Genomic DNA, 18,802 nt, shown 5'->3' on the forward strand with positions numbered 1-18,802 from the left:
GTTCACACCATTTCCTGATTATTTTGTTGCAAGCGCTGCTTCTCAATCTCTACCTGATGAGCGCGCCAGATGTTATTTAATACGTGAACCAACGCTTTAGCGGATGACTCGACAATATCTGTTGCCAGACCCACGCCGTGGAAGCGGCGACCCTTATGATCAACCACGATATCAACCTGACCCAATGCGTCTTTACCCTGACCGTTGGCAGACAGTTGATATTTCACCAGTTCAATTTCATAACCGGTAATGCGATTGATGGCCTGATACACCGCATCAACCGGGCCATTACCTGTGGCCGCTTCTGATTTAATGTCTTCGCCACAGACCAATTTCACGGATGCTGTTGCCATTACGCTGGAACCCGACTGCACGCTGAAATAGTCTAAACGGTAGTGTTCCGGCTCTTCCTGTTGTTTATTAATGAAGGCTAACGCTTCTAAATCGTAATCAAATACCTGGCCCTTTTTATCTGCCAGCTTCAGGAATGCGTCGTACAAAGAGTCCAAATTGTAATCTTTATCCTGATAACCCATCTCTTCCATACGGTGTTTGACCGCCGCGCGACCAGAACGGGAGGTCAGGTTCAACTGCACTTCTTTCAAGCCAATGGATTGTGGTGTCATGATTTCGTAGTTTTCACGATTTTTCAGCACGCCATCCTGATGAATACCGGATGAGTGAGCGAAAGCATTACTGCCGACAATGGCTTTGTTAGCGGGTATTGGCATGTTGCATAACTTACTGACCAACTGGCTGGTGCGGTAAATCTCTTGATGATTGATATTGGTATGCACGCCCAACATCTTTTCACGCACTTTGATAGCCATGATCACTTCTTCCAGTGAACAGTTACCGGCGCGTTCGCCCAAACCATTAATCGTGCCTTCTACCTGACGCGCACCGGCTTGTACTGCGGTGATGGAGTTGGCAACGGACATGCCCAAATCGTCATGGCAATGCACCGAGATAATGGCTTTATCAATATTTGGCACCCGCTCATACAAGTCGGTGATAATTCCGCCGAATTGATAAGGAGTGGTGTAACCGACAGTATCAGGGATATTGATGGTAGTCGCGCCGGCATTAATCGCAGCTTCTACGATGCGGCACAGGTTATCAATAGGGGTACGGCCAGCATCTTCACAAGAGAATTCAACATCATTGGTATAGTTGCGAGCGCGTTTCACCGAGTGCACTGCCATCGCCAACACATCATCAAATGAGCGCTTTAATTTGGATTCGATATGTAAGGTGGATGTCGCCAAGAACACATGAATACGGAAGGCTTCAGCAATACGTAAAGCTTCGGCGGCGACATCAATATCTTTGTCTACACAGCGAGCCAGAGCACACACGCGGCTGTTTTTGACTTGCTGAGCGATGGTGCGCACTGACTCAAAATCGCCAGGGGAGGAAACCGGGAAACCGACTTCCATTACATCGACACCCATTCTTTCCAGTGCAAGCGCGATTTGCAGCTTCTCTTTAACACTCAGGCTGGCTTGCAATGCTTGTTCACCGTCGCGCAATGTTGTATCGAAAATAATGACTTGTTGGCTCATGGGTTGTTCCTTGTCGTGTTTACATTTGCGCTTAGCGGGTAAAAAAAAACCCGCGCATTTGCGCGGGCTTGTTAATCTTGATGACTGAATCAGTTCTGATTTCCGTCCACCAACATACCGCGCAAGTGAGATGCGTTAAGTAGTAGGCTTAGTAGGCGGGTTGAGTAGAACATAATTTTTCAGTTTCTCATGGGTTAAAATAGTGCGTTGCCTAAATTGATACGTGAATTTTGTGGTCATGTCAACTTTTGTTTAAAATGGCCAGTTCAACTGGTTGCACGGGTTATCAATTCCTTATAACGACACAAAAAACCTAAAAATTAAAAATATAGGATTTTTAATCTAAAAATAGATGCTGATGATTTTGTTTTATTTGGCATAGTCTTAATAATATGGATTATTGTGCTTTTTTGATATTTGGATCATAAATTCTCTAGCTAGAGAGGTGAACATCAGTTTTGGGACGTTATATTTAAGTCTCCCAGAGATGGAATGAGGTAAGTAAGAGTAATCCATAATTATAAATTCACAATAAGCCTTATTATCTTTCTATTATATATTTGTTGAATATAAATATTCATCACTCTAATAAATGCTATTATTTATTGGCTTTAGATGTTATGAATATGGCGTGAATTCATACTTAAGTGTGGTTAGATCTAATCCACTATTTAATATATTCATACTAATAAATAAGAACTAATAAGTTTCAATTGATGAATTTATTATTTATTAATGGCATAGTTGTCAACTATCCCATTTTGTGATGTGATCATCTTGTTGATTTTATTACTGGTGCTTATAATTTAATGGTTTGATATTCCTGATGTAAATTACTGTATGAGCATATATAAGATACTTTATGTGAATATCTTGTTCACGCACTTATCTATGGGCGTTATTGACTGAAAGGTAGGGAGGGAATTAATACTTTTGCATTTATACAAGGATGAGACTCATTTTACCTGACAAGAGTAATGATGAGAACATTGGCATCGTTAATAGTAAGAGAATAAAGATATTTTGAGGTATGTAAAAGTATCAGCAGGATTCTTCTATTAATCATGTCATCTGCATAAAGATCAGTGGAGTTAAGCATGCTTGAACACAACTTAGTAGCCGACGACCAAGTAACTAAAAAAGAAGGTAGTGATGTTCACTTAAGAAGTGTCGATCTCAATTTATTAACGGTTTTTGATGCGGTGATGCAAATGCATAATGTAACACGTGCAGCCCAGTCACTGGGGATGTCCCAGCCTGCGGTGAGTAACGCAGTCGCTCGCTTGAAAGTGATGTTTAATGATGAGCTGTTTGTTCGTTATGGCCGTGGTATCCAGCCTACCGCCAGGGCTCGTCAATTGTTTGGCCCGGTTAGACAAGCTCTGCAATTAGTTCAAAATGAGTTACCCGGTGCGGGCTTTGAAGCCAAAAAGAGTGGGCGAATCTTTAATCTATCTATTTGTAGCCCGTTAGATATTAGATTGACGGCACAAATAATAGAAAGTGTTAAGCAATTAGCGCCTAATGTTCAACTCATTATCAAATCCTATTTGAATGATAATATTGAGCATCAGTTACGTTATCAAGAGACCGAGTTTGTGATAGGTTATACCAAGTTTGAGCGCCCAGACTTCCATTATTTATCAATATCTAATGATGAGTCCGTTTTGGCGGTCTCAAAAAATCACCCCCGTATTGATAATTCAATTACGCAAGAACAGCTCCTTTCAGAGTCACACGCGGTAGTGTCATTGGATAAAGTAGGTTCTTTCAGTGAGCATTATTATGAATCAGAGATAAGTGCTCAAACTATTGTATATGAAAGTACCGATATGAATAGTGTGCTTAATATTGTATCCCAAACTTGCTTTGTGGCGATTGCTCCTCGCTGGCTTGTTCAAACATACAGTGAAGCACTTAATCTGAAACTTATCTCTTTACCTTGGAAGGAAACATGCCGCCCATGTTATCTCACGTGGCACGAATCTACTGATAGAGATAAAGGCCATCAGTGGATGAAAGAGTTACTCAGCCAATTGGATACTCCTGAGTAATTACTTTTGTTAACCCCTGCTGCTGGAATCATATTATTTTCAGTGGCAGGTAAAGGTAACAACTAAATTAAAACATGTTTTGTTTCCAGCCATTGGTCAGTTCAATACAACGTTATTGCCGTGTTTACCCCTCACTCTTATGGTTCTAAACGCTCTCTTTTTCATCAAAGTCAATTTCAGCTCACACTTCTACTCTGAATTTTGTTTGCCATAGCCAATAGAGCAGGTAGACTGCGCGAAAAAAAGTGAACACATGTAAGCTGAATGCCAATTAGTGGTAAGTTACAGTACACTTTAATGAATAATCAATACCCAATAGATTTCAAGGTGTAGCAAGGCGGTAAATGAAAGGCTCCCAATGAACGGACTCCGTCATGTGATTTGGATGAGCACCCGCCATCACACAGTAGCAACTTGGAAGACAGCAAGTATATAGCGAGCGGCGATGTTATGACCCACACATTAGAGCAATACCACCTTGTGCGCCGTCTGCGCCAACAAATCAGCCACCGTGCTGACCAGATAGCTTTGCGTGAATGGTCACCCGAGGGTGAAAAACAACTAAGCTGGCAGCAGGTTGACACGCATGTCACCCGGATTTCAGCAGCTTTGTTATCCCTCGGGGTTGCCATTCAGGAGCGTATTGGGATTTTTGCCAACAACAGTATGACTTGGTCGTTGGCGGATTTAGCTATTTTACAGTTGCGTGGCGTCAGCGTCCCACTGTATGCCACCAATACCAGCACTCAGGCTGCTTATGTGCTCAATGATGCCGATGTGCGTATTTTATTTGTCGGTGGACAGACACAATTTGATGTTGCTGCAACACTAAAGCCGCTGTGCCCGCAACTTGCCCAAATTATTGTATTAAACCCCGCAGTCGATTTGCGCGGTTGTGAATATGCCCAACACTTAGCTGATTTTGAGCAACAACCTGATGCGGTCCAACAGCACCTACTCACTACGCGTATAGATAGTTGCGACTTAAATGATTTATTCACACTGATTTATACCTCGGGTACCACGGGTGAACCTAAAGGTGTGATGCTGGATTACCGTAATATGGCAGCCCAGCTTTATTTGCACGATCAGCGCTTAACCCTGACAGCAGAGGATGTCTCTCTTAGTTTCCTGCCGTTATCCCATGTGTTTGAGCGGGCGTGGAGCTTCTATGTAATGCATACCGGCGCGCAAAATGTCTATATCAGCGACACTGATTGGGTGCGCTCGGCAATGCAGGCAGTAAAGCCGACAGTGATGTGTGCCGTCCCTCGTTTTTACGAGAAGGTATTCAGTGCCATCAATGACAAAGTTGCTCTGGCAAAATGGCATCGCCGGCTATTGTTTCGCTGGGCGGTAGGTCGGGGTGAGCGCAAATTCCAAAGCCTGCAACGTGGGGAAACATTATCATTGTTATCCGAACAGATGTACCAGTTGGCGGATCGTCTGGTGTTGAGGAAATTGCGAGGGGTGTTGGGGGGTAGAGTGCGCTTTTTACCGGCCGCCGGTGCTCGGTTAGATGACAATATCATCCTGTTTTTCCAGTCCATCGGTATCAACATTAAGTACGGCTATGGCATGACCGAAACCTGTGCCACCGTCTCTTGTTGGGAAGAGCACGACTTCCGGTTCGGCTCTATCGGTAAGCCATTACCGGGGATTGATGTGCGTTTGGGCGCAGAGAATGAAATTCAGGTACGTGGCCCGATTGTGATGCGTGGTTACTTTAATAAACCGCAACAGACGGCAGAGTCGTTCACCGAAGATGGTTGGCTCAAAACGGGGGATGCCGGGGCGTTGGATGCTCAGGGTAATTTGTTTATCACCGAACGGCTGAAAGATTTGATGAAAACCTCCGGCGGCAAATACATTGCGCCGCAAATGATTGAGGGCACACTCGGTCAGGATCGTTTCATTGAGCAGGTCGCGATTATTGCCGATACGCGCAAATTTGTCTCAGCGCTGATTGTGCCCTGTTTTGAATCACTTGAAGAGTATGCCCGTTCGATAAACCTGAAATACCATGACCGGTTAGAGTTGTTACGCCATAGCCATATTGTCGGTTTGTTTGAACAAAGACTGAAAGATATGCAAAAAGAGTTGGCGATGTTCGAGCAGGTTAAGCGCTTTACGTTGTTACCACAGGCATTCACCATGGAAACCGGTGAACTGACACCGACGATGAAATTGCGTCGCAAAATCATTCTCCAGCGTTATCAGAATGAAATTGATTCGATGTACCGTGATTAATCGATAGTGTTATTACGTTGCTGTCTGTTGTTAACAGGCAGCCGCTGTTTTTCTGAACGTTCAGCACTTTCGCCACCTGGCTCGGTATCGCCCCCTGTTTTTCTTCCTCCGATGCATAAAAATTATCAGCCTAATTAAGTTCTATGATTGGTCATCTTGGCGGTGTTTAAACTAAGGTCACTCCTTAACAGGCAGTGTTTTATGTTTGGAATGTAAGCAAAAACAGAGCACGACCAACAGAATTGTCTTTAGCGCAGCGAATTGCCATTTGCCTGCCAGAAAATCTGACGTTATGTTAATAAGTTGGTTACGTTAAAAATAATAAATATAGGAATCAGGGCGTAGTGCCTTTCCTACAGGATCCCGTGGAAATGACTTCCCGTTATCCAATGAGCAAACAAAGCCTGGAGGCAAAACCCATGGAGATGTTGTCAGGAGCCGAGATGGTTGTCCGGTCGTTAATCGACCAGGGCGTGAAGCATGTATTCGGTTATCCCGGCGGGGCCGTACTTGATATCTACGATGCCCTGCATACGGTCGGCGGCATCGATCACGTGCTGGTACGCCATGAACAAGGCGCGGTTCACATGGCCGATGGTTATGCTCGGGCAACCGGTGAGGTTGGCGTGGTGCTAGTCACTTCCGGCCCTGGGGCGACCAATGCCATTACCGGTATTGCTACCGCGTATATGGATTCTGTACCGATGGTGGTGCTTTCCGGTCAGGTACCTAGCTCATTGATAGGTTACGATGCTTTTCAGGAATGTGACATGGTGGGGATCTCCCGCCCAGTGGTGAAACACAGTTTTCTGGTGAAGCGCACTGAAGATATTCCAATGGTACTGAAAAAAGCCTTCTATCTGGCATCGACTGGCCGCCCAGGTCCGGTCGTTATCGATTTGCCAAAAGATATCGTTGGCCCTGCGGTAAAAATGCCTTACGCCTACCCGGATCAGGTTAGCTTGCGCTCTTATAACCCCACGGTACAAGGCCATCGTGGGCAGATTAAACGCGCGCTGCAAACTATTCTGACGGCTAAAAAACCCATCATGTATGTCGGCGGTGGGGCGATTAATTCTGCCTGCCACGAAGAGCTGCTAGCTCTTGCTGAGCAACTGAATTTGCCGGTGACCAGCTCTTTGATGGGGCTGGGGAGCTTCCCGGGCACTCATCGCCAAAGCGTGGGTATGTTGGGGATGCACGGGACATTCGAAGCCAATATGGCGATGCACAATACGGATCTGATTTTTGCCGTTGGCGTGCGCTTTGATGACCGAACCACCAATAATCTGGCGAAATACTGTCCGAATGCCACTGTGGTACACATTGATATCGACCCGACTTCAATTTCGAAAACCGTAAATGCCGATATTCCGATTGTTGGTGATGCCAAACAAGTCTTAGTACAGATGCTGGAGCTGCTGTCTCAGATTGATTGCACACAAGATTGCGATAGTTTACGTGATTGGTGGCAATCCATCGAACAATGGCGTGCCCGTAATTGTCTGAGTTACAACAAAGACAGTGGAAAAATCAAGCCGCAGGCAGTGATCGAAACCCTACATCGCCTCACCAGCGGTGATGCTTATGTCACATCTGATGTCGGTCAACACCAGATGTTCGCCGCACTTTATTATCCGTTTGATAAACCACGCCGTTGGATTAACTCAGGAGGCCTTGGGACGATGGGCTTTGGACTGCCGGCAGCGCTTGGCGTTAAACTGGCGTTACCAGACGAAACGGTAGTTTGCGTTACCGGTGATGGTAGCATCCAGATGAATATTCAGGAGTTATCTACTGCACTGCAATATAACTTGCCAGTGCTCGTGCTGAACCTGAACAACCGCTATCTCGGCATGGTGAAACAGTGGCAGGATATGATCTACTCTGGCCGCCACTCACAGTCTTATATGGATTCGCTGCCTGACTTCGTCAAATTGGCTGAAGCCTATGGTCATATTGGTGTTTCCATCCGCACGCCGGATGAGTTGGAAAGCAAACTGGCTGATGCCCTGACACAATTATCCGAGACCAAGCGTTTGGTATTTGTAGATGTGACGGTTGATGAAACGGAGCATGTTTACCCGATGCAGATTCGTGGTGGTGGCATGGACGAAATGTGGCTTAGCAAAACGGAGAGGACATAATTATGCGCCGCCGGATTTTATCAGTTCTACTGGAAAACGAATCAGGTGCCCTCTCAAGAGTGGTGGGCCTGTTTTCTCAACGTGGTTATAACATTGAGAGTTTAACGGTTGCGCCGACCGACGATCCTACACTTTCCCGCATGACGATTCAGACTGTAGGTGATGCCAAAGTTCTGGAGCAGATAGAAAAACAGCTACATAAATTGGTGGATGTACTGCGCGTCAGTGAGCTGGTTTCTGGCTCGCATGTTGAACGTGAGATTATGCTGGTAAAGTTGCAGGCCAGTGGTTACGGGCGTGAGGAAGTGAAACGATGTGCGGAAATATTCCGTGGGCAAATTGTGGATGTTACCGCCACGCTCTACACCGTCCAACTGGCGGGCACCAGTGATAAACTGGATGCATTCCTCAATGCGGTGCGGGAAGTGGCAGAAATTGTTGAAGTTGCCCGCTCAGGCATTGTTGGTGTGTCACGCGGTGACAAGATTATGCGTTAATGAAACTTATTAACACTGACTAATCTCCAATAATCAGGCTCGGCAGGTGTGTCGGGCTTTTTTTTTCTTATTTTTTAACCGAGATAGCGTTATAGGGCGGTTAAAGCGGTTGCTCAATAGTGAGTTCTGCGGTTAGATCTACGTTGTGCTATATCCGTAGTTAAACTATGTCTATAAATCGTGTGTTTTAGCCTGTAACACTGCGGTTTATTGGCGTATTGAGAAATGCTGGGATATTTAGCTCTGGCAGACATCATGCCTTTCATCACTTTATTGGGTTTATAAGGGGTTAATGTGAAACTGGATGAAATCGCGCGTCTTGCGGGCGTTTCGCGTACAACGGCCAGTTATGTCATTAATGGCAAAGCGAAACAGTACCGAGTCAGCGATAAAACAGTAGACAAAGTTATGGCGGTTGTCAGGGAACATAACTATCACCCAAATGCTGTTGCGGCAGGATTGCGCGCGGGCAGAACCCGCTCCATCGGTTTGGTGATCCCGGATCTTGAGAATACCAGCTATACCCGCATTGCAAATTATCTGGAACGCCAGGCGCGCCAGCGCGGTTATCAACTGTTGATAGCCTGCTCGGAAGATCAACCAGATAACGAGATGCGTTGTATCGAACACCTGTTACAGCGTCAGGTTGATGCCATTATCGTTTCTACCGCATTGCCCCCTGAGCACCCTTTTTACCAGCGCTGGGCTAATGATCCATTGCCAATAATTGCATTGGATCGGGCGCTAGATCGGGAGCATTTCATTAGCGTCGTCGGCGCGGATCAAGAAGATGCACTGATGTTGGCACAAGAACTGCGTGCCTTCCCGGCGGAATCTGTATTGTATTTAGGCGCGCTGCCGGAACTGTCAGTCAGTTTCTTGCGTGAGATGGGATTCCGTGAGGCGTGGAAAGATGATCCACGTAAAGTCGATTACCTGTATGCCAATAGCTACGAGCGCGAAGCTGCCGGTGTGCTGTTTGCGCAGTGGCTTAAGACCCACCCAATGCCACAGGCGTTGTTTACCACCTCATTCCAGCTACTACAGGGCGTTATGGATGTTACCTTAAAGCAAAGTGGGCGTTTACCCAGTAATCTGGCGATTGCTACTTTTGGTGATAACGAGTTGCTGGACTTCCTTGAGTGCCCAGTACTGGCGGTGGCACAGCGTCATCGCGATGTTGCCGAGCGCGTACTGGAGCTGGTATTAGCCAGTCTGGATGAACCGCATAAACCGAAACCGGGTTTAACCCGTATTCGCCGCAATTTGTTCCGCCGTGGCAGTTTGAGCCGCAAGTAACCGAGTAATAAACATTTCGGTTAGGACGCTTAATACCCAATAGATTTTATGGTGCAGGAGGCGGCAGCGGCCTCAACGAGGTGAGGCCCATGGATGGGCCGAGTAGTGAGCACAGCCAACACACCTGCACCATGAAAGATGGCGGGTATTCAAATATAGCCCGCCACGCGGAACAATCGACGGCAATATTCCAGGAAATAGCCGTAAGCCACACCCATCGCCATTGAAACCAACGCGTTACTGGTAACCGCTGTAGTGATTTGCTCTAAATCAGCCCCGACCGACCACAAAATTATGGCATAAACTGGAGACTGGAAGCTGACATAGGCCAGTAAGTCTGCCAGATTCCTTGCCCAAAAATACTTGCCGGCATGATGACGCGCAAAGCGGATAAAAGCATCCCGATACACCCCATAAGGCCAGGCAATAAGGATATTGACCGGTATTGAAACCAGGCGAGAAGAAAGAGACTGCTGGAAGGTCATTCCCGAGATCACGATTTCAATTATCATGCCGATGACAAAACAATACACTACCAGTGCAAAAGTATCGGCTGCGGCACTACGCAGACGGGACCCAGTTGAAAACATTGTCATTAACTCCCTACTTGGGGGAAAAATCTGCCAAAACGCCAATTGATGAGATTATTGGCAGTGTTTATATATTGCTAATCATTTTAATGGCAGGTGATTGTATTGCTTTTTTGCTTTTAATGTAGTTTACAGTGCTATTGTTTGTAATATAACCAGCTCAAAATTTTTATTTTTAACATTTGGCTGATTTTTATACTTTGTACTGTGAGGAATTGAGCTTTTGGTGGTTTTTTAAATGGTAAGGTATCTTGTTTTACTTTAAAAACAGATAGTTGTGTTTCTCCGTTATCAGCAGAGGGGGGCCGGCAAAGGTCAGTCAAATTTAAAATAATGAGTGAGACAAAAACTAAATCATTCAATTTTGCTAATTTAAGATTTATCTGTCTGAAGGCATTCATATTTCAGTGATACTCGGAAATAGACACCAATAATTTATTTCAAAATAGATTAATCCCCGTCGGTTAATTGAAGTAAAATGTCGCGCCAGTAACACTTGTTGTTCTCAAGGTTATTATTGTGTTGCTGTGGGTTTTGCCGTCGATTACCGCTATTTTTCCTTAGGAGACGCCAGCGGCAGCGGGTTTTGTGCTCAGGCTGTTTATTTTTAGACCGTACAATTTTCATACTAAAAATGAGACATTCCTTGCAGAAGGAAATAATGAGACAATTAATCGACAATTAATTATTTATTTAAGTAGCTGGAATTACTGGCGGAAAAATAGCCCGTTTATCATGACGTTAATTTCTATTACAACCACTAAAATAGCCCCTTCTACGAGATATATCTCAAAAACGGCCCATAAATATTGTCAAAGCGCATCGGCTCTGGCTTGACAAGGTTTTCATACCATCCGTAAACTCTTTAATGTGGGGATTTGTGGGGTAAAGTGGCGAATTGGGTCATGAAGGGGTAACTCAGTCATGTTTCGTGGTGCAACGATGGTTAACCTCGACAGTAAAGGGCGGCTTGCCGTACCTACCCGTTATCGGGATTTACTGAATGAGGAATCGCAGGGCCAGATGGTCTGTACCATAGACCTTCACCAACCATGCCTGTTGCTTTATCCACTCCCTGAATGGGAAATCATTGAACAAAAATTATCCCGTCTGTCGAGCATGAATCCGGCTGAACGTCGGGTTCAGCGTTTGCTGTTAGGGCACGCCAGTGAATGTCAGATGGATGGTGCTGGGCGCTTACTGATCGCAGGAACACTGCGACAGCATGCCGGGCTGAATAAAGAAGTGATGCTGGTTGGGCAGTTCAACAAGTTTGAACTGTGGGATGAACAGACCTGGTATCAACAAGTCAAGGATGACATCGACGCAGAACAGTCCACTCAGGAACCATTGTCTGAGCGGCTACAGGACTTATCGCTATAAGCATGGTAGATAACAACAAAATTGTAGATAACAACTACAAGCATACAAGCGTATTGCTGGATGAGGCGGTAAATGGCCTGAACATCTGCGATAACGGCATCTATATTGACGGAACTTTTGGCCGTGGTGGCCATTCGCGTCTGATTCTGTCCCAGCTTGGGCCAGAAGGGCGTCTGATTGCAATTGACCGTGACCCACAAGCTATCGAAGCGGCAAAATCTATTACAGATCCGCGTTTCTCTATCGTACACGGTCCTTTTTCCGAGTTAGCACATTATGTGCGAGAGCTGGACTTAGTGGGCCGGATTGACGGTGTATTGCTGGATCTCGGGGTTTCATCACCACAGTTGGATGACCCTGAGCGTGGTTTCTCTTTCATGCGTGACGGGCCGTTGGATATGCGCATGGACCCCTCCCGTGGATTATCAGCTGCTGAATGGTTGATGAAAGCCAGCGCTGATGATATCGCGTGGGTGCTGAAAACCTTTGGTGAAGAGCGTTTTGCCAAGCGTCTGGCCAAAGCCATTGTTGAGCGCAACCTTACTCAACCGATGACTCGTACCAAAGAGCTGGCGGATTTGATTGCCAACGCCAGCCCATTTCGCGAAAAGCACAAACATCCTGCTACCCGTAGCTTCCAGGCTATTCGTATCTATATCAATAGTGAGTTGGAAGAGATTGAGCGCGCACTTGATGGCGCACTTGAAGTCCTGGCCCCTGCGGGCCGTTTGTCAGTAATTAGCTTCCACTCTCTTGAAGATCGTATTGTTAAAAACTTTATTCGTCATCACAGCCGTGGACCACAGGTGCCGGCGGGGTTGCCATTGACGGAAGCGCAGTTGCGCAGCATGGGTGGGCGCACATTGAAATCGGTTGGCAAGATGATGCCTCCAGATGCTGAAGTGGCTGAAAACCCACGGGCACGAAGCTCGGTATTGCGTTTTGCCGAGAGGATTAAAGAGTGATAGGCAGCGAACGCCACGGTTTAGTTGGGGTCATCGGCGGTGATTTAATCCGCAATGCGAAGATCCCGTTGATTTTACTGATCGCGGTGTTGGTATCTGCTGTTTTCGTGGTAACCACCGCCCACCGTACACGCTTGTTGACCGCAGAGCGTGAGCAGTTGGTGCTGGAGCGGGACGCGCTCGATATCGAGTGGCGTAACCTGATTCTGGAAGAGAATGCGTTGGGTGACCACAGTCGTGTGGAAAGTATCGCGACTGACAAATTGAAAATGCAACATGTTGATCCATCACAAGAAAATATTGTGGTTAAACAATAAATTTCTCCAATAAATAAAGGAATGAGTCGCCACCATGACGCCTAGCAGCCAAGGTAACGGATGAAAGCAACGCGCCCCGGGAAGTTAAAGCGCCAGGAAGAACAAGCCAGCTTTATTAGCTGGCGTTTTGCGTTGCTGTGCGGCTGTATTTTATTGGCATTGGTCGGTTTGATGTTACGTACTGCATACCTGCAAGTGATTAACCCTGACAGACTGGTGCGTGAGGGTGATATGCGCTCGTTACGGGTACAGGAAGTGCCGACAGCCCGTGGCATGATCAGTGACCGTTCAGGCCGCCCGTTGGCGGTTAGCGTGCCGGTTAATGCGGTTTGGGCAGATCCGAAAGAGCTGACCGAGCGCGGGGGTATTACGTTAGATACTCGCTGGAAAGCGCTATCGGATGCACTGGAAATCCCACTGGATCAATTGGCGGCCCGGATTAATGCTAACCCGAAGGGACGTTTCGTGTATCTGGCGCGTCAGGTTAATCCCGCGATTGGCGACTATATCCATAAACTGAAACTCCCCGGTATCTATTTGCGCCAGGAATCACGCCGTTACTATCCGGCAGGCCAAGTGATGGCACACATTATCGGTGTGACCAACATCGATAGCCAAGGTATCGAAGGGGTTGAGAAAAGCTTTGACCGTTGGCTTACCGGGCAACCGGGTGAACGTACGGTACGTAAAGACCGCTATGGCCGTGTCATTGAGGATATCTCTTCTGTCGATAGTCAGGCAGCACATAATCTGGTGTTGAGTGTTGATGAGCGTTTACAGGCGCTGGTGTATCGCGAATTGAACAATGCGGTGGCATTCAACAAAGCAGAATCAGGCACTGCGGTGCTGGTAGATGTGAGTACCGGCGAAGTATTAGCCATGGCGAATAGCCCGTCTTATAACCCGAATAACCTGACCGGAACGCCGAAAGATGCTATGCGTAACCGGGCGATAACCGATATTTTTGAACCCGGCTCCACAGTGAAGCCCATGGTAGTGATGACGGCATTGCAGCATGGCGTTGTGAAAGAAAACAGTGTGCTGAACACCTTGCCGTACTTTGTTAACGGTCACCAGATTAAAGACGTGGCCCGTTATGCAGAACTATCTGTGACCGGGATCTTGCAGAAGTCGAGTAACGTCGGCGTTTCTAAGCTGGCGTTAGCGATGCCATCCTCAGCGTTAGTAGATACTTACTCACGGTTTGGGTTTGGGAAAGCGACCAATTTGGGGTTGGTCGGAGAAAGCAGTGGCTTATATCCTAAAAAACAACGGTGGTCTGACATAGAGAGGGCCACCTTCTCTTTCGGCTACGGGCTAATGGTAACACCGTTACAACTAGCGCGAGTCTATGCAACCATCGGCAGCATGGGGATTTATCGCCCGCTGTCGATCACTAAAGTTGACCCGCCAGTGGCCGGTGAACGCGTTTTCCCAGAACCGTTGGTTCGTACCGTGGTTCATATGATGGAAAGCGTGGCATTACCTGGCGGCGGGGGCACCAAAGCCGCCATTAAAGGCTACCGTATTGCCATTAAAACCGGTACCGCCAAGAAAGTTGGCCCGGACGGTAAATATATGGACCGATACCTCGCTTACACCGCCGGCGTAGCGCCCGCGAGTAACCCTCGATTTGCTCTGGTTGTGGTCATCAATGACCCGCAGGCAGGGAAATATTACGGTGGTGCGGTTTCTGCACCGGTGTTCGGTGCCATCATGGGCGGCGTCCTGCGTACCATGAACATTGAGCCAGATGCGTTACCCACCGGTGATAAAAGCGAATTAGTGATTAATACAAAAGAGGGTTCAGGTGGCAGATCGTAACTTGCGCGACTTACTCGCTCCTTGGGGGCTAGACGTCCCGGAGCGGGCGCTACGGGAAATGACATTAGACAGCCGTGTTGCCGCTGCCGGGGATTTGTTTGTCGCCATTGTCGGCCACCAGACGGACGGGCGTCGCTATATCCCGCAAGCCATTGCACAAGGTGTTGCGGCAGTGGTCGCTGAAGCCGATGGTGTAGCGCCGGATGCCAGTGTGGTAGAGATGCACGGCATTCCTGTTATTTATTTGCGTAATTTGAATCAACATTTATCCAAGCTGGCGGGGCAATTCTACCATCAGCCGGGTACAGCATTACGTTTGGTCGGTGTGACGGGGACCAACGGCAAAACCACCACCACCCAACTACTGGCACAATGGAGTCAGGCACTGGGGGAAACCAGCGCGGTAATGGGTACAGTTGGCAATGGTCTGTTAGGGCAAGTGATTCCGACGGAAAATACCACCGGTTCAGCGGTTGATATTCAACATTTACTGCGCAATTTGGTTGAGCAAGGGGCTACTTTTGCGGCGATGGAAGTTTCTTCCCACGGTTTGATTCAAAACCGCGTAGCCGCATTGCCATTTGCTGCCGCCGTGTTCACTAACTTAAGCCGCGATCATCTGGATTATCACGGCAATATGGCGAGTTACGAGGCGGCAAAATGGTTGCTGTTCTCCACCCATCAATCCGAACACAAAATTATCAATGCTGATGACGAAGTCGGTCGCCGCTGGTTAGGGCAGTTGCCGCAAGCAGTCGCTGTCAGCATGGAAGACCAGGTTCCTACGGGCTGGAATGGCCCGTGGTTATCGGCGAGTAACGTTGATTATCACGATAACGGTGCCAGCATCAGTTTTGACTCAAGCTGGGGCGAAGGCCAATTAGAAAGCCGTCTGATGGGGGCGTTTAACGTCAGTAATCTGCTGGTGGCACTGTCAACCCTCCTTTCTCTGGGGTATCCGTTAGCACAATTATTAGCAACAGCACCAAGCCTGCAACCGGTGTGCGGGCGTATGGAAGTGTTTAACGCGCCCGGTAAGCCGACGGTGGTCGTGGATTATGCCCACACCCCGGATGCCTTGGAAAAGGCCCTGGCTGCGGCCCGCTTACACTGTAAAGGCCAGTTGTGGTGTGTGTTTGGTTGCGGTGGTGATCGTGACAAAGGTAAACGCCCACTTATGGGCGGTATCGCAGAACAACTGGCGGATCGGGTGGTCATCACCGACGATAACCCGCGCAGTGAAGAGCCGCAGGCTATCGTGGCGGATATTCTCAGTGGCTTGCTGGATGCCGGGCATGCATTGGCAATTCATGGCCGTGCTGAAGCGGTGACCAGTGCCATTATGCAAGCCAAAGAAGAAGATGTCGTGCTGGTGGCGGGTAAAGGACATGAAGATTACCAATTAGTGGGTAATCGCCGCCTGGATTATTCAGACAGAGTTACCGTCGCCCGTTTATTGGGGGTGATGGCATGATTAAGGTCTCACTGCATTTCCTGTCTACGCTGCTTAATGCTGAATATATTGGCAGTGAAAACGTCGACATCACCGAAGTGACCATTGATACCCGTAAGGTCACACCGGGGTGTTTGTTCGTGGCGCTGAAAGGCGAGCGTTTTGATGGGCATGATTTTGCAGAAGATGCTGTTGCCGCAGGTGCAGGCGCTTTGCTGGTAAGTAAACGCTTACTGGTGGGAGCCCCTCAGTTAGTGGTCAAAGACACTCGTCTGGCACTGGGGCAATTTGCTGCGTGGGTGCGTGAGCAAGTGCCTGCTCGGGTGGTGGCTTTAACCGGCTCATCCGGTAAAACCTCGGTAAAAGAAATGGTTGCCGCCATTTTGCGTCAATGCGGCAATGTGCTGTATACCGCCGGTAACTTCAATAACGATATTGGGGTGCCACTGACTTTACTGCGTTTGACGCCTGAACATGATTTTGCCGTGATTGAGTTGGGTGCTAATCATGTGGGCGAAATCGCCTACACCACGGATTTAAGCCGCCCTGAAAGTGCTTTGGTTAATAATTTAGCGGCCGCTCATCTGGAAGGTTTTGGTTCACTGGCAGGGGTGGCGAAGGCCAAAGGTGAAATTTTTGCCGGGTTGCCTGCTAACGGGACGGCAATTATTAATGCTGACAGCAATGACTGGCCGCATTGGCAGGAAATGCTGCACAACAAGCGCGTTTGGTATTTTTCACCTCGCGGCGCAGAAGATATCGATTTCTATGCCAGTGATGTGCGTATTACACCACAGGCGACACATTTTACCCTGCATTCGCCATTTGGCACTATAGCCATCGAATTACCACTGCCGGGGCGGCACAATATTGCTAACGCCTTGGCTGCAACGGCGTTAGCCATGTCGGTTGGCGCTGATTTAGCTGCCGTCCGCCAAGGGCTGGCACAATTACAAGCTGTACCGGGCCGTTTATTCCCGATTCAATTATCGGCAGGTAAATTGCTGCTCGATGACTCCTACAACGCCAACGTCGGTTCTATGACTGCCGCGGCCCAAGTGTTGGCAGATATGCCCGGCTACTGTGTGTTGGTGGTGGGGGATATGGCCGAATTGGGTGATACCGCTGTGGATTGTCATCGCCAGGTGGGTGAGGCGGCCAGACAGGCGGGAGTCGATAAAGTGCTGAGTGTTGGCACATTGAGTCAAACACTGAGTGATGCGAGCGGCAACGGCGAACATTTTCAGGATAAGAACACATTGGCAGCCCGTGTGAGTGAATTGCTGCTCGAACATCCGGTTATCACCGTTTTAATTAAAGGTTCACGTAGCGCCGCCATGGAAAATGTCGTGCGTGCGTTACAGGAGAATGCATCATGTTAGTTTGGTTGGCTGAATACTTAGTAAAATTTTACTCGGGCTTTAACGTCTTTTCCTATTTGACGTTCCGAGCCATTGTCAGTCTGTTGACGGCACTGTTTATTTCTTTGTGGATGGGGCCGCACCTGATTGCTTATTTGCAGAAATTGCAGATTGGTCAGGTAGTCCGTAACGATGGGCCAGAGTCACATTTCAGTAAACGCGGCACGCCAACCATGGGCGGCCTGATGATTTTGTTCTCTATCACCATTTCGGTGCTGATGTGGGCTTACCCTTCCAATCCATATGTCTGGTGTGTGCTATTCATTCTTGTGGGTTATGGCATCGTCGGTTTTATCGATGATTACCGCAAAGTGGTGCGTAAGAACACCAAAGGTTTGATCGCCCGCTGGAAGTATTTCTGGCAGTCAGTGATTGCACTGGCGGCAGCATTCGCCATGTACAGCATCGGTAAAGACACTGCGGCTACCGAGCTGGTGGTGCCATTTTTCAAAGACGTCATGCCGCAACTGGGTTTGATGTATATCTTGCTGGCTTACTTTGTGATTGTCGGTACCAGTAACGCGGTGAACCTGACTGACGGATTGGATGGTTTAGCTATCATGCCGACCGTGTTTGTCGCCGGTGGTTTTGCATTGGTTGCCTGGGCGACCGGTAACGTGAACTTCGCCGCATACCTGCACATTCCTTATCTGCGCCATGCCGGTGAACTGGTGATTGTCTGTACCGCGATTGTCGGTGCCGGGTTGGGCTTCTTATGGTTTAACACCTATCCGGCACAGGTCTTTATGGGTGATGTCGGCTCGTTGGCCTTGGGCGGTGCGTTAGGCACTATCGCGGTGTTACTGCGCCAAGAGTTCTTATTAGTGATTATGGGCGGAGTATTCGTGGTTGAAACGCTGTCGGTAATCCTACAGGTAGGTTCCTTTAAGTTGCGTGGGCAGCGTATTTTCCGCATGGCCCCGATTCATCATCACTACGAACTTAAAGGCTGGCCAGAACCACGGGTTATCGTGCGTTTCTGGATTATTTCGCTGATGCTGGTGCTGATTGGCCTAGCGACGCTGAAGGTAAGGTAA

At 47.9% G+C, this 18,802-nt stretch carries 15 protein-coding genes; 12 read left to right on the plus strand and 3 right to left on the minus strand.

The window, feature by feature from the left end:
- Positions 1 to 2: 2 nt before the first annotated feature.
- Positions 3 to 1,565: a 2-isopropylmalate synthase gene (gene leuA / locus Q2T72_RS03745; RefSeq protein ID WP_372557997.1), complete on the minus strand. Its 1,563-nt coding sequence runs from the start codon at positions 1,563 to 1,565 to the stop codon at positions 3 to 5.
- Between the two features lie 1,097 nt (positions 1,566 to 2,662).
- On the opposite strand from leuA, the gene leuO reads away from it, so the two are divergent.
- The 5 genes from leuO to cra all read left to right on the plus strand — a co-directional run bounded on the left by leuO (position 2,663) and on the right by cra (position 9,812).
- On the plus strand, positions 2,663 to 3,619 hold the full coding sequence (leuO, locus tag Q2T72_RS03750; RefSeq protein WP_083160545.1) for a transcriptional regulator LeuO: 957 nt from the start codon (positions 2,663 to 2,665) through the stop codon (positions 3,617 to 3,619).
- Positions 3,620 to 4,069: 450 nt separating this feature from the next.
- Positions 4,070 to 5,869 (plus strand): long-chain fatty acid--CoA ligase, encoded by a 1,800-nt coding sequence (locus Q2T72_RS03755; RefSeq protein WP_372568671.1) that lies wholly within the window; start codon positions 4,070 to 4,072, stop codon positions 5,867 to 5,869.
- A 419-nt stretch (positions 5,870 to 6,288) separates the two neighbouring features.
- Positions 6,289 to 8,016 (plus strand): acetolactate synthase 3 large subunit, encoded by a 1,728-nt coding sequence (gene ilvI, locus Q2T72_RS03760; RefSeq protein ID WP_083163874.1) that lies wholly within the window; start codon positions 6,289 to 6,291, stop codon positions 8,014 to 8,016.
- 2 nt (positions 8,017 to 8,018) lie between these two features.
- Positions 8,019 to 8,513: an acetolactate synthase small subunit gene (gene ilvN / locus Q2T72_RS03765; protein WP_004388986.1), complete on the plus strand. Its 495-nt coding sequence runs from the start codon at positions 8,019 to 8,021 to the stop codon at positions 8,511 to 8,513.
- Positions 8,514 to 8,807: 294 nt separating this feature from the next.
- Positions 8,808 to 9,812, plus strand: coding sequence for a catabolite repressor/activator (cra, locus tag Q2T72_RS03770; RefSeq protein WP_005181395.1), 1,005 nt, complete (start codon positions 8,808 to 8,810; stop codon positions 9,810 to 9,812).
- Positions 9,813 to 9,961: 149 nt separating this feature from the next.
- Here the strand turns inward: cra and Q2T72_RS03775 are convergent, their stop codons facing one another.
- Entirely contained in the window at positions 9,962 to 10,402 is a 441-nt protein-coding gene (locus Q2T72_RS03775; protein ID WP_193784727.1) for an L-alanine exporter AlaE, read from the minus strand.
- 137 nt (positions 10,403 to 10,539) lie between these two features.
- Positions 10,540 to 10,803 carry a hypothetical protein gene (locus Q2T72_RS03780; RefSeq protein WP_083160539.1) on the minus strand — a complete coding sequence of 88 codons (264 nt, stop codon included), beginning with the start codon at positions 10,801 to 10,803 and terminating at the stop codon, positions 10,540 to 10,542.
- A gap of 523 nt (positions 10,804 to 11,326) precedes the next feature.
- On the opposite strand from Q2T72_RS03780, the gene mraZ reads away from it, so the two are divergent.
- From mraZ to mraY, 7 genes are read left to right on the plus strand one after another with little or no spacing between them, the layout of a single operon-like run.
- Positions 11,327 to 11,785, plus strand: a complete 459-nt coding sequence (mraZ, locus tag Q2T72_RS03785) for a division/cell wall cluster transcriptional repressor MraZ (RefSeq protein ID WP_004875568.1) — start codon at positions 11,327 to 11,329, stop codon at positions 11,783 to 11,785.
- A gap of 2 nt (positions 11,786 to 11,787) precedes the next feature.
- Positions 11,788 to 12,750: a 16S rRNA (cytosine(1402)-N(4))-methyltransferase RsmH gene (gene rsmH / locus Q2T72_RS03790; protein WP_372568672.1), complete on the plus strand. Its 963-nt coding sequence runs from the start codon at positions 11,788 to 11,790 to the stop codon at positions 12,748 to 12,750.
- The gene (gene ftsL / locus Q2T72_RS03795; protein WP_083160535.1) at positions 12,747 to 13,067 is read left to right on the plus strand and encodes a cell division protein FtsL; all 321 of its coding nucleotides are present in this window, start codon (positions 12,747 to 12,749) and stop codon (positions 13,065 to 13,067) included. Before rsmH ends, ftsL begins: the two co-directional genes overlap by 4 nt.
- A gap of 60 nt (positions 13,068 to 13,127) precedes the next feature.
- A complete protein-coding gene (locus Q2T72_RS03800; protein ID WP_083160533.1) occupies positions 13,128 to 14,891 on the plus strand; it encodes a peptidoglycan glycosyltransferase FtsI in 1,764 nt (587 codons plus the stop codon).
- Complete coding sequence (murE, locus tag Q2T72_RS03805) at positions 14,878 to 16,365, plus strand: UDP-N-acetylmuramoyl-L-alanyl-D-glutamate--2,6-diaminopimelate ligase (protein WP_372568673.1); 1,488 nt, start codon at positions 14,878 to 14,880, stop codon at positions 16,363 to 16,365. The genes Q2T72_RS03800 and murE overlap by 14 nt, the downstream gene beginning before the upstream one ends.
- The gene (murF, locus tag Q2T72_RS03810; protein WP_372568674.1) at positions 16,362 to 17,726 is read left to right on the plus strand and encodes a UDP-N-acetylmuramoyl-tripeptide--D-alanyl-D-alanine ligase; all 1,365 of its coding nucleotides are present in this window, start codon (positions 16,362 to 16,364) and stop codon (positions 17,724 to 17,726) included. The genes murE and murF overlap by 4 nt, the downstream gene beginning before the upstream one ends.
- Positions 17,720 to 18,802, plus strand: a complete 1,083-nt coding sequence (mraY, locus tag Q2T72_RS03815; protein WP_032905459.1) for a phospho-N-acetylmuramoyl-pentapeptide-transferase — start codon at positions 17,720 to 17,722, stop codon at positions 18,800 to 18,802. Before murF ends, mraY begins: the two co-directional genes overlap by 7 nt.

It is taken from the genome of Yersinia sp. 2466 StPb PI (assembly GCF_041538325.1).
Classification (GTDB): Bacteria; Pseudomonadota; Gammaproteobacteria; order Enterobacterales; family Enterobacteriaceae; genus Yersinia; species Yersinia enterocolitica_E.

Excerpts from the sequence above, each read along its gene's own strand:
- leuA (WP_372557997.1), bottom strand. The coding sequence starts at position 1,565 with ATGAGCCAACAAGTCATTATTTTCGATACAACATTGCGCGACGGTGAA.
- leuO (WP_083160545.1), top strand. The coding sequence starts at position 2,663 with ATGCTTGAACACAACTTAGTAGCCGACGACCAAGTAACTAAAAAAGAA.
- Q2T72_RS03755 (WP_372568671.1), top strand. The coding sequence starts at position 4,070 with ATGACCCACACATTAGAGCAATACCACCTTGTGCGCCGTCTGCGCCAA.
- ilvI (WP_083163874.1), top strand. The coding sequence starts at position 6,289 with ATGGAGATGTTGTCAGGAGCCGAGATGGTTGTCCGGTCGTTAATCGAC.
- ilvN (WP_004388986.1), top strand. The coding sequence starts at position 8,019 with ATGCGCCGCCGGATTTTATCAGTTCTACTGGAAAACGAATCAGGTGCC.
- Q2T72_RS03775 (WP_193784727.1), bottom strand. The coding sequence starts at position 10,402 with ATGTTTTCAACTGGGTCCCGTCTGCGTAGTGCCGCAGCCGATACTTTT.
- Q2T72_RS03780 (WP_083160539.1), bottom strand. The coding sequence starts at position 10,803 with ATGAATGCCTTCAGACAGATAAATCTTAAATTAGCAAAATTGAATGAT.
- mraZ (WP_004875568.1), top strand. The coding sequence starts at position 11,327 with ATGTTTCGTGGTGCAACGATGGTTAACCTCGACAGTAAAGGGCGGCTT.
- rsmH (WP_372568672.1), top strand. The coding sequence starts at position 11,788 with ATGGTAGATAACAACAAAATTGTAGATAACAACTACAAGCATACAAGC.
- Q2T72_RS03800 (WP_083160533.1), top strand. The coding sequence starts at position 13,128 with ATGAAAGCAACGCGCCCCGGGAAGTTAAAGCGCCAGGAAGAACAAGCC.
- murF (WP_372568674.1), top strand. The coding sequence starts at position 16,362 with ATGATTAAGGTCTCACTGCATTTCCTGTCTACGCTGCTTAATGCTGAA.
- mraY (WP_032905459.1), top strand. The coding sequence starts at position 17,720 with ATGTTAGTTTGGTTGGCTGAATACTTAGTAAAATTTTACTCGGGCTTT.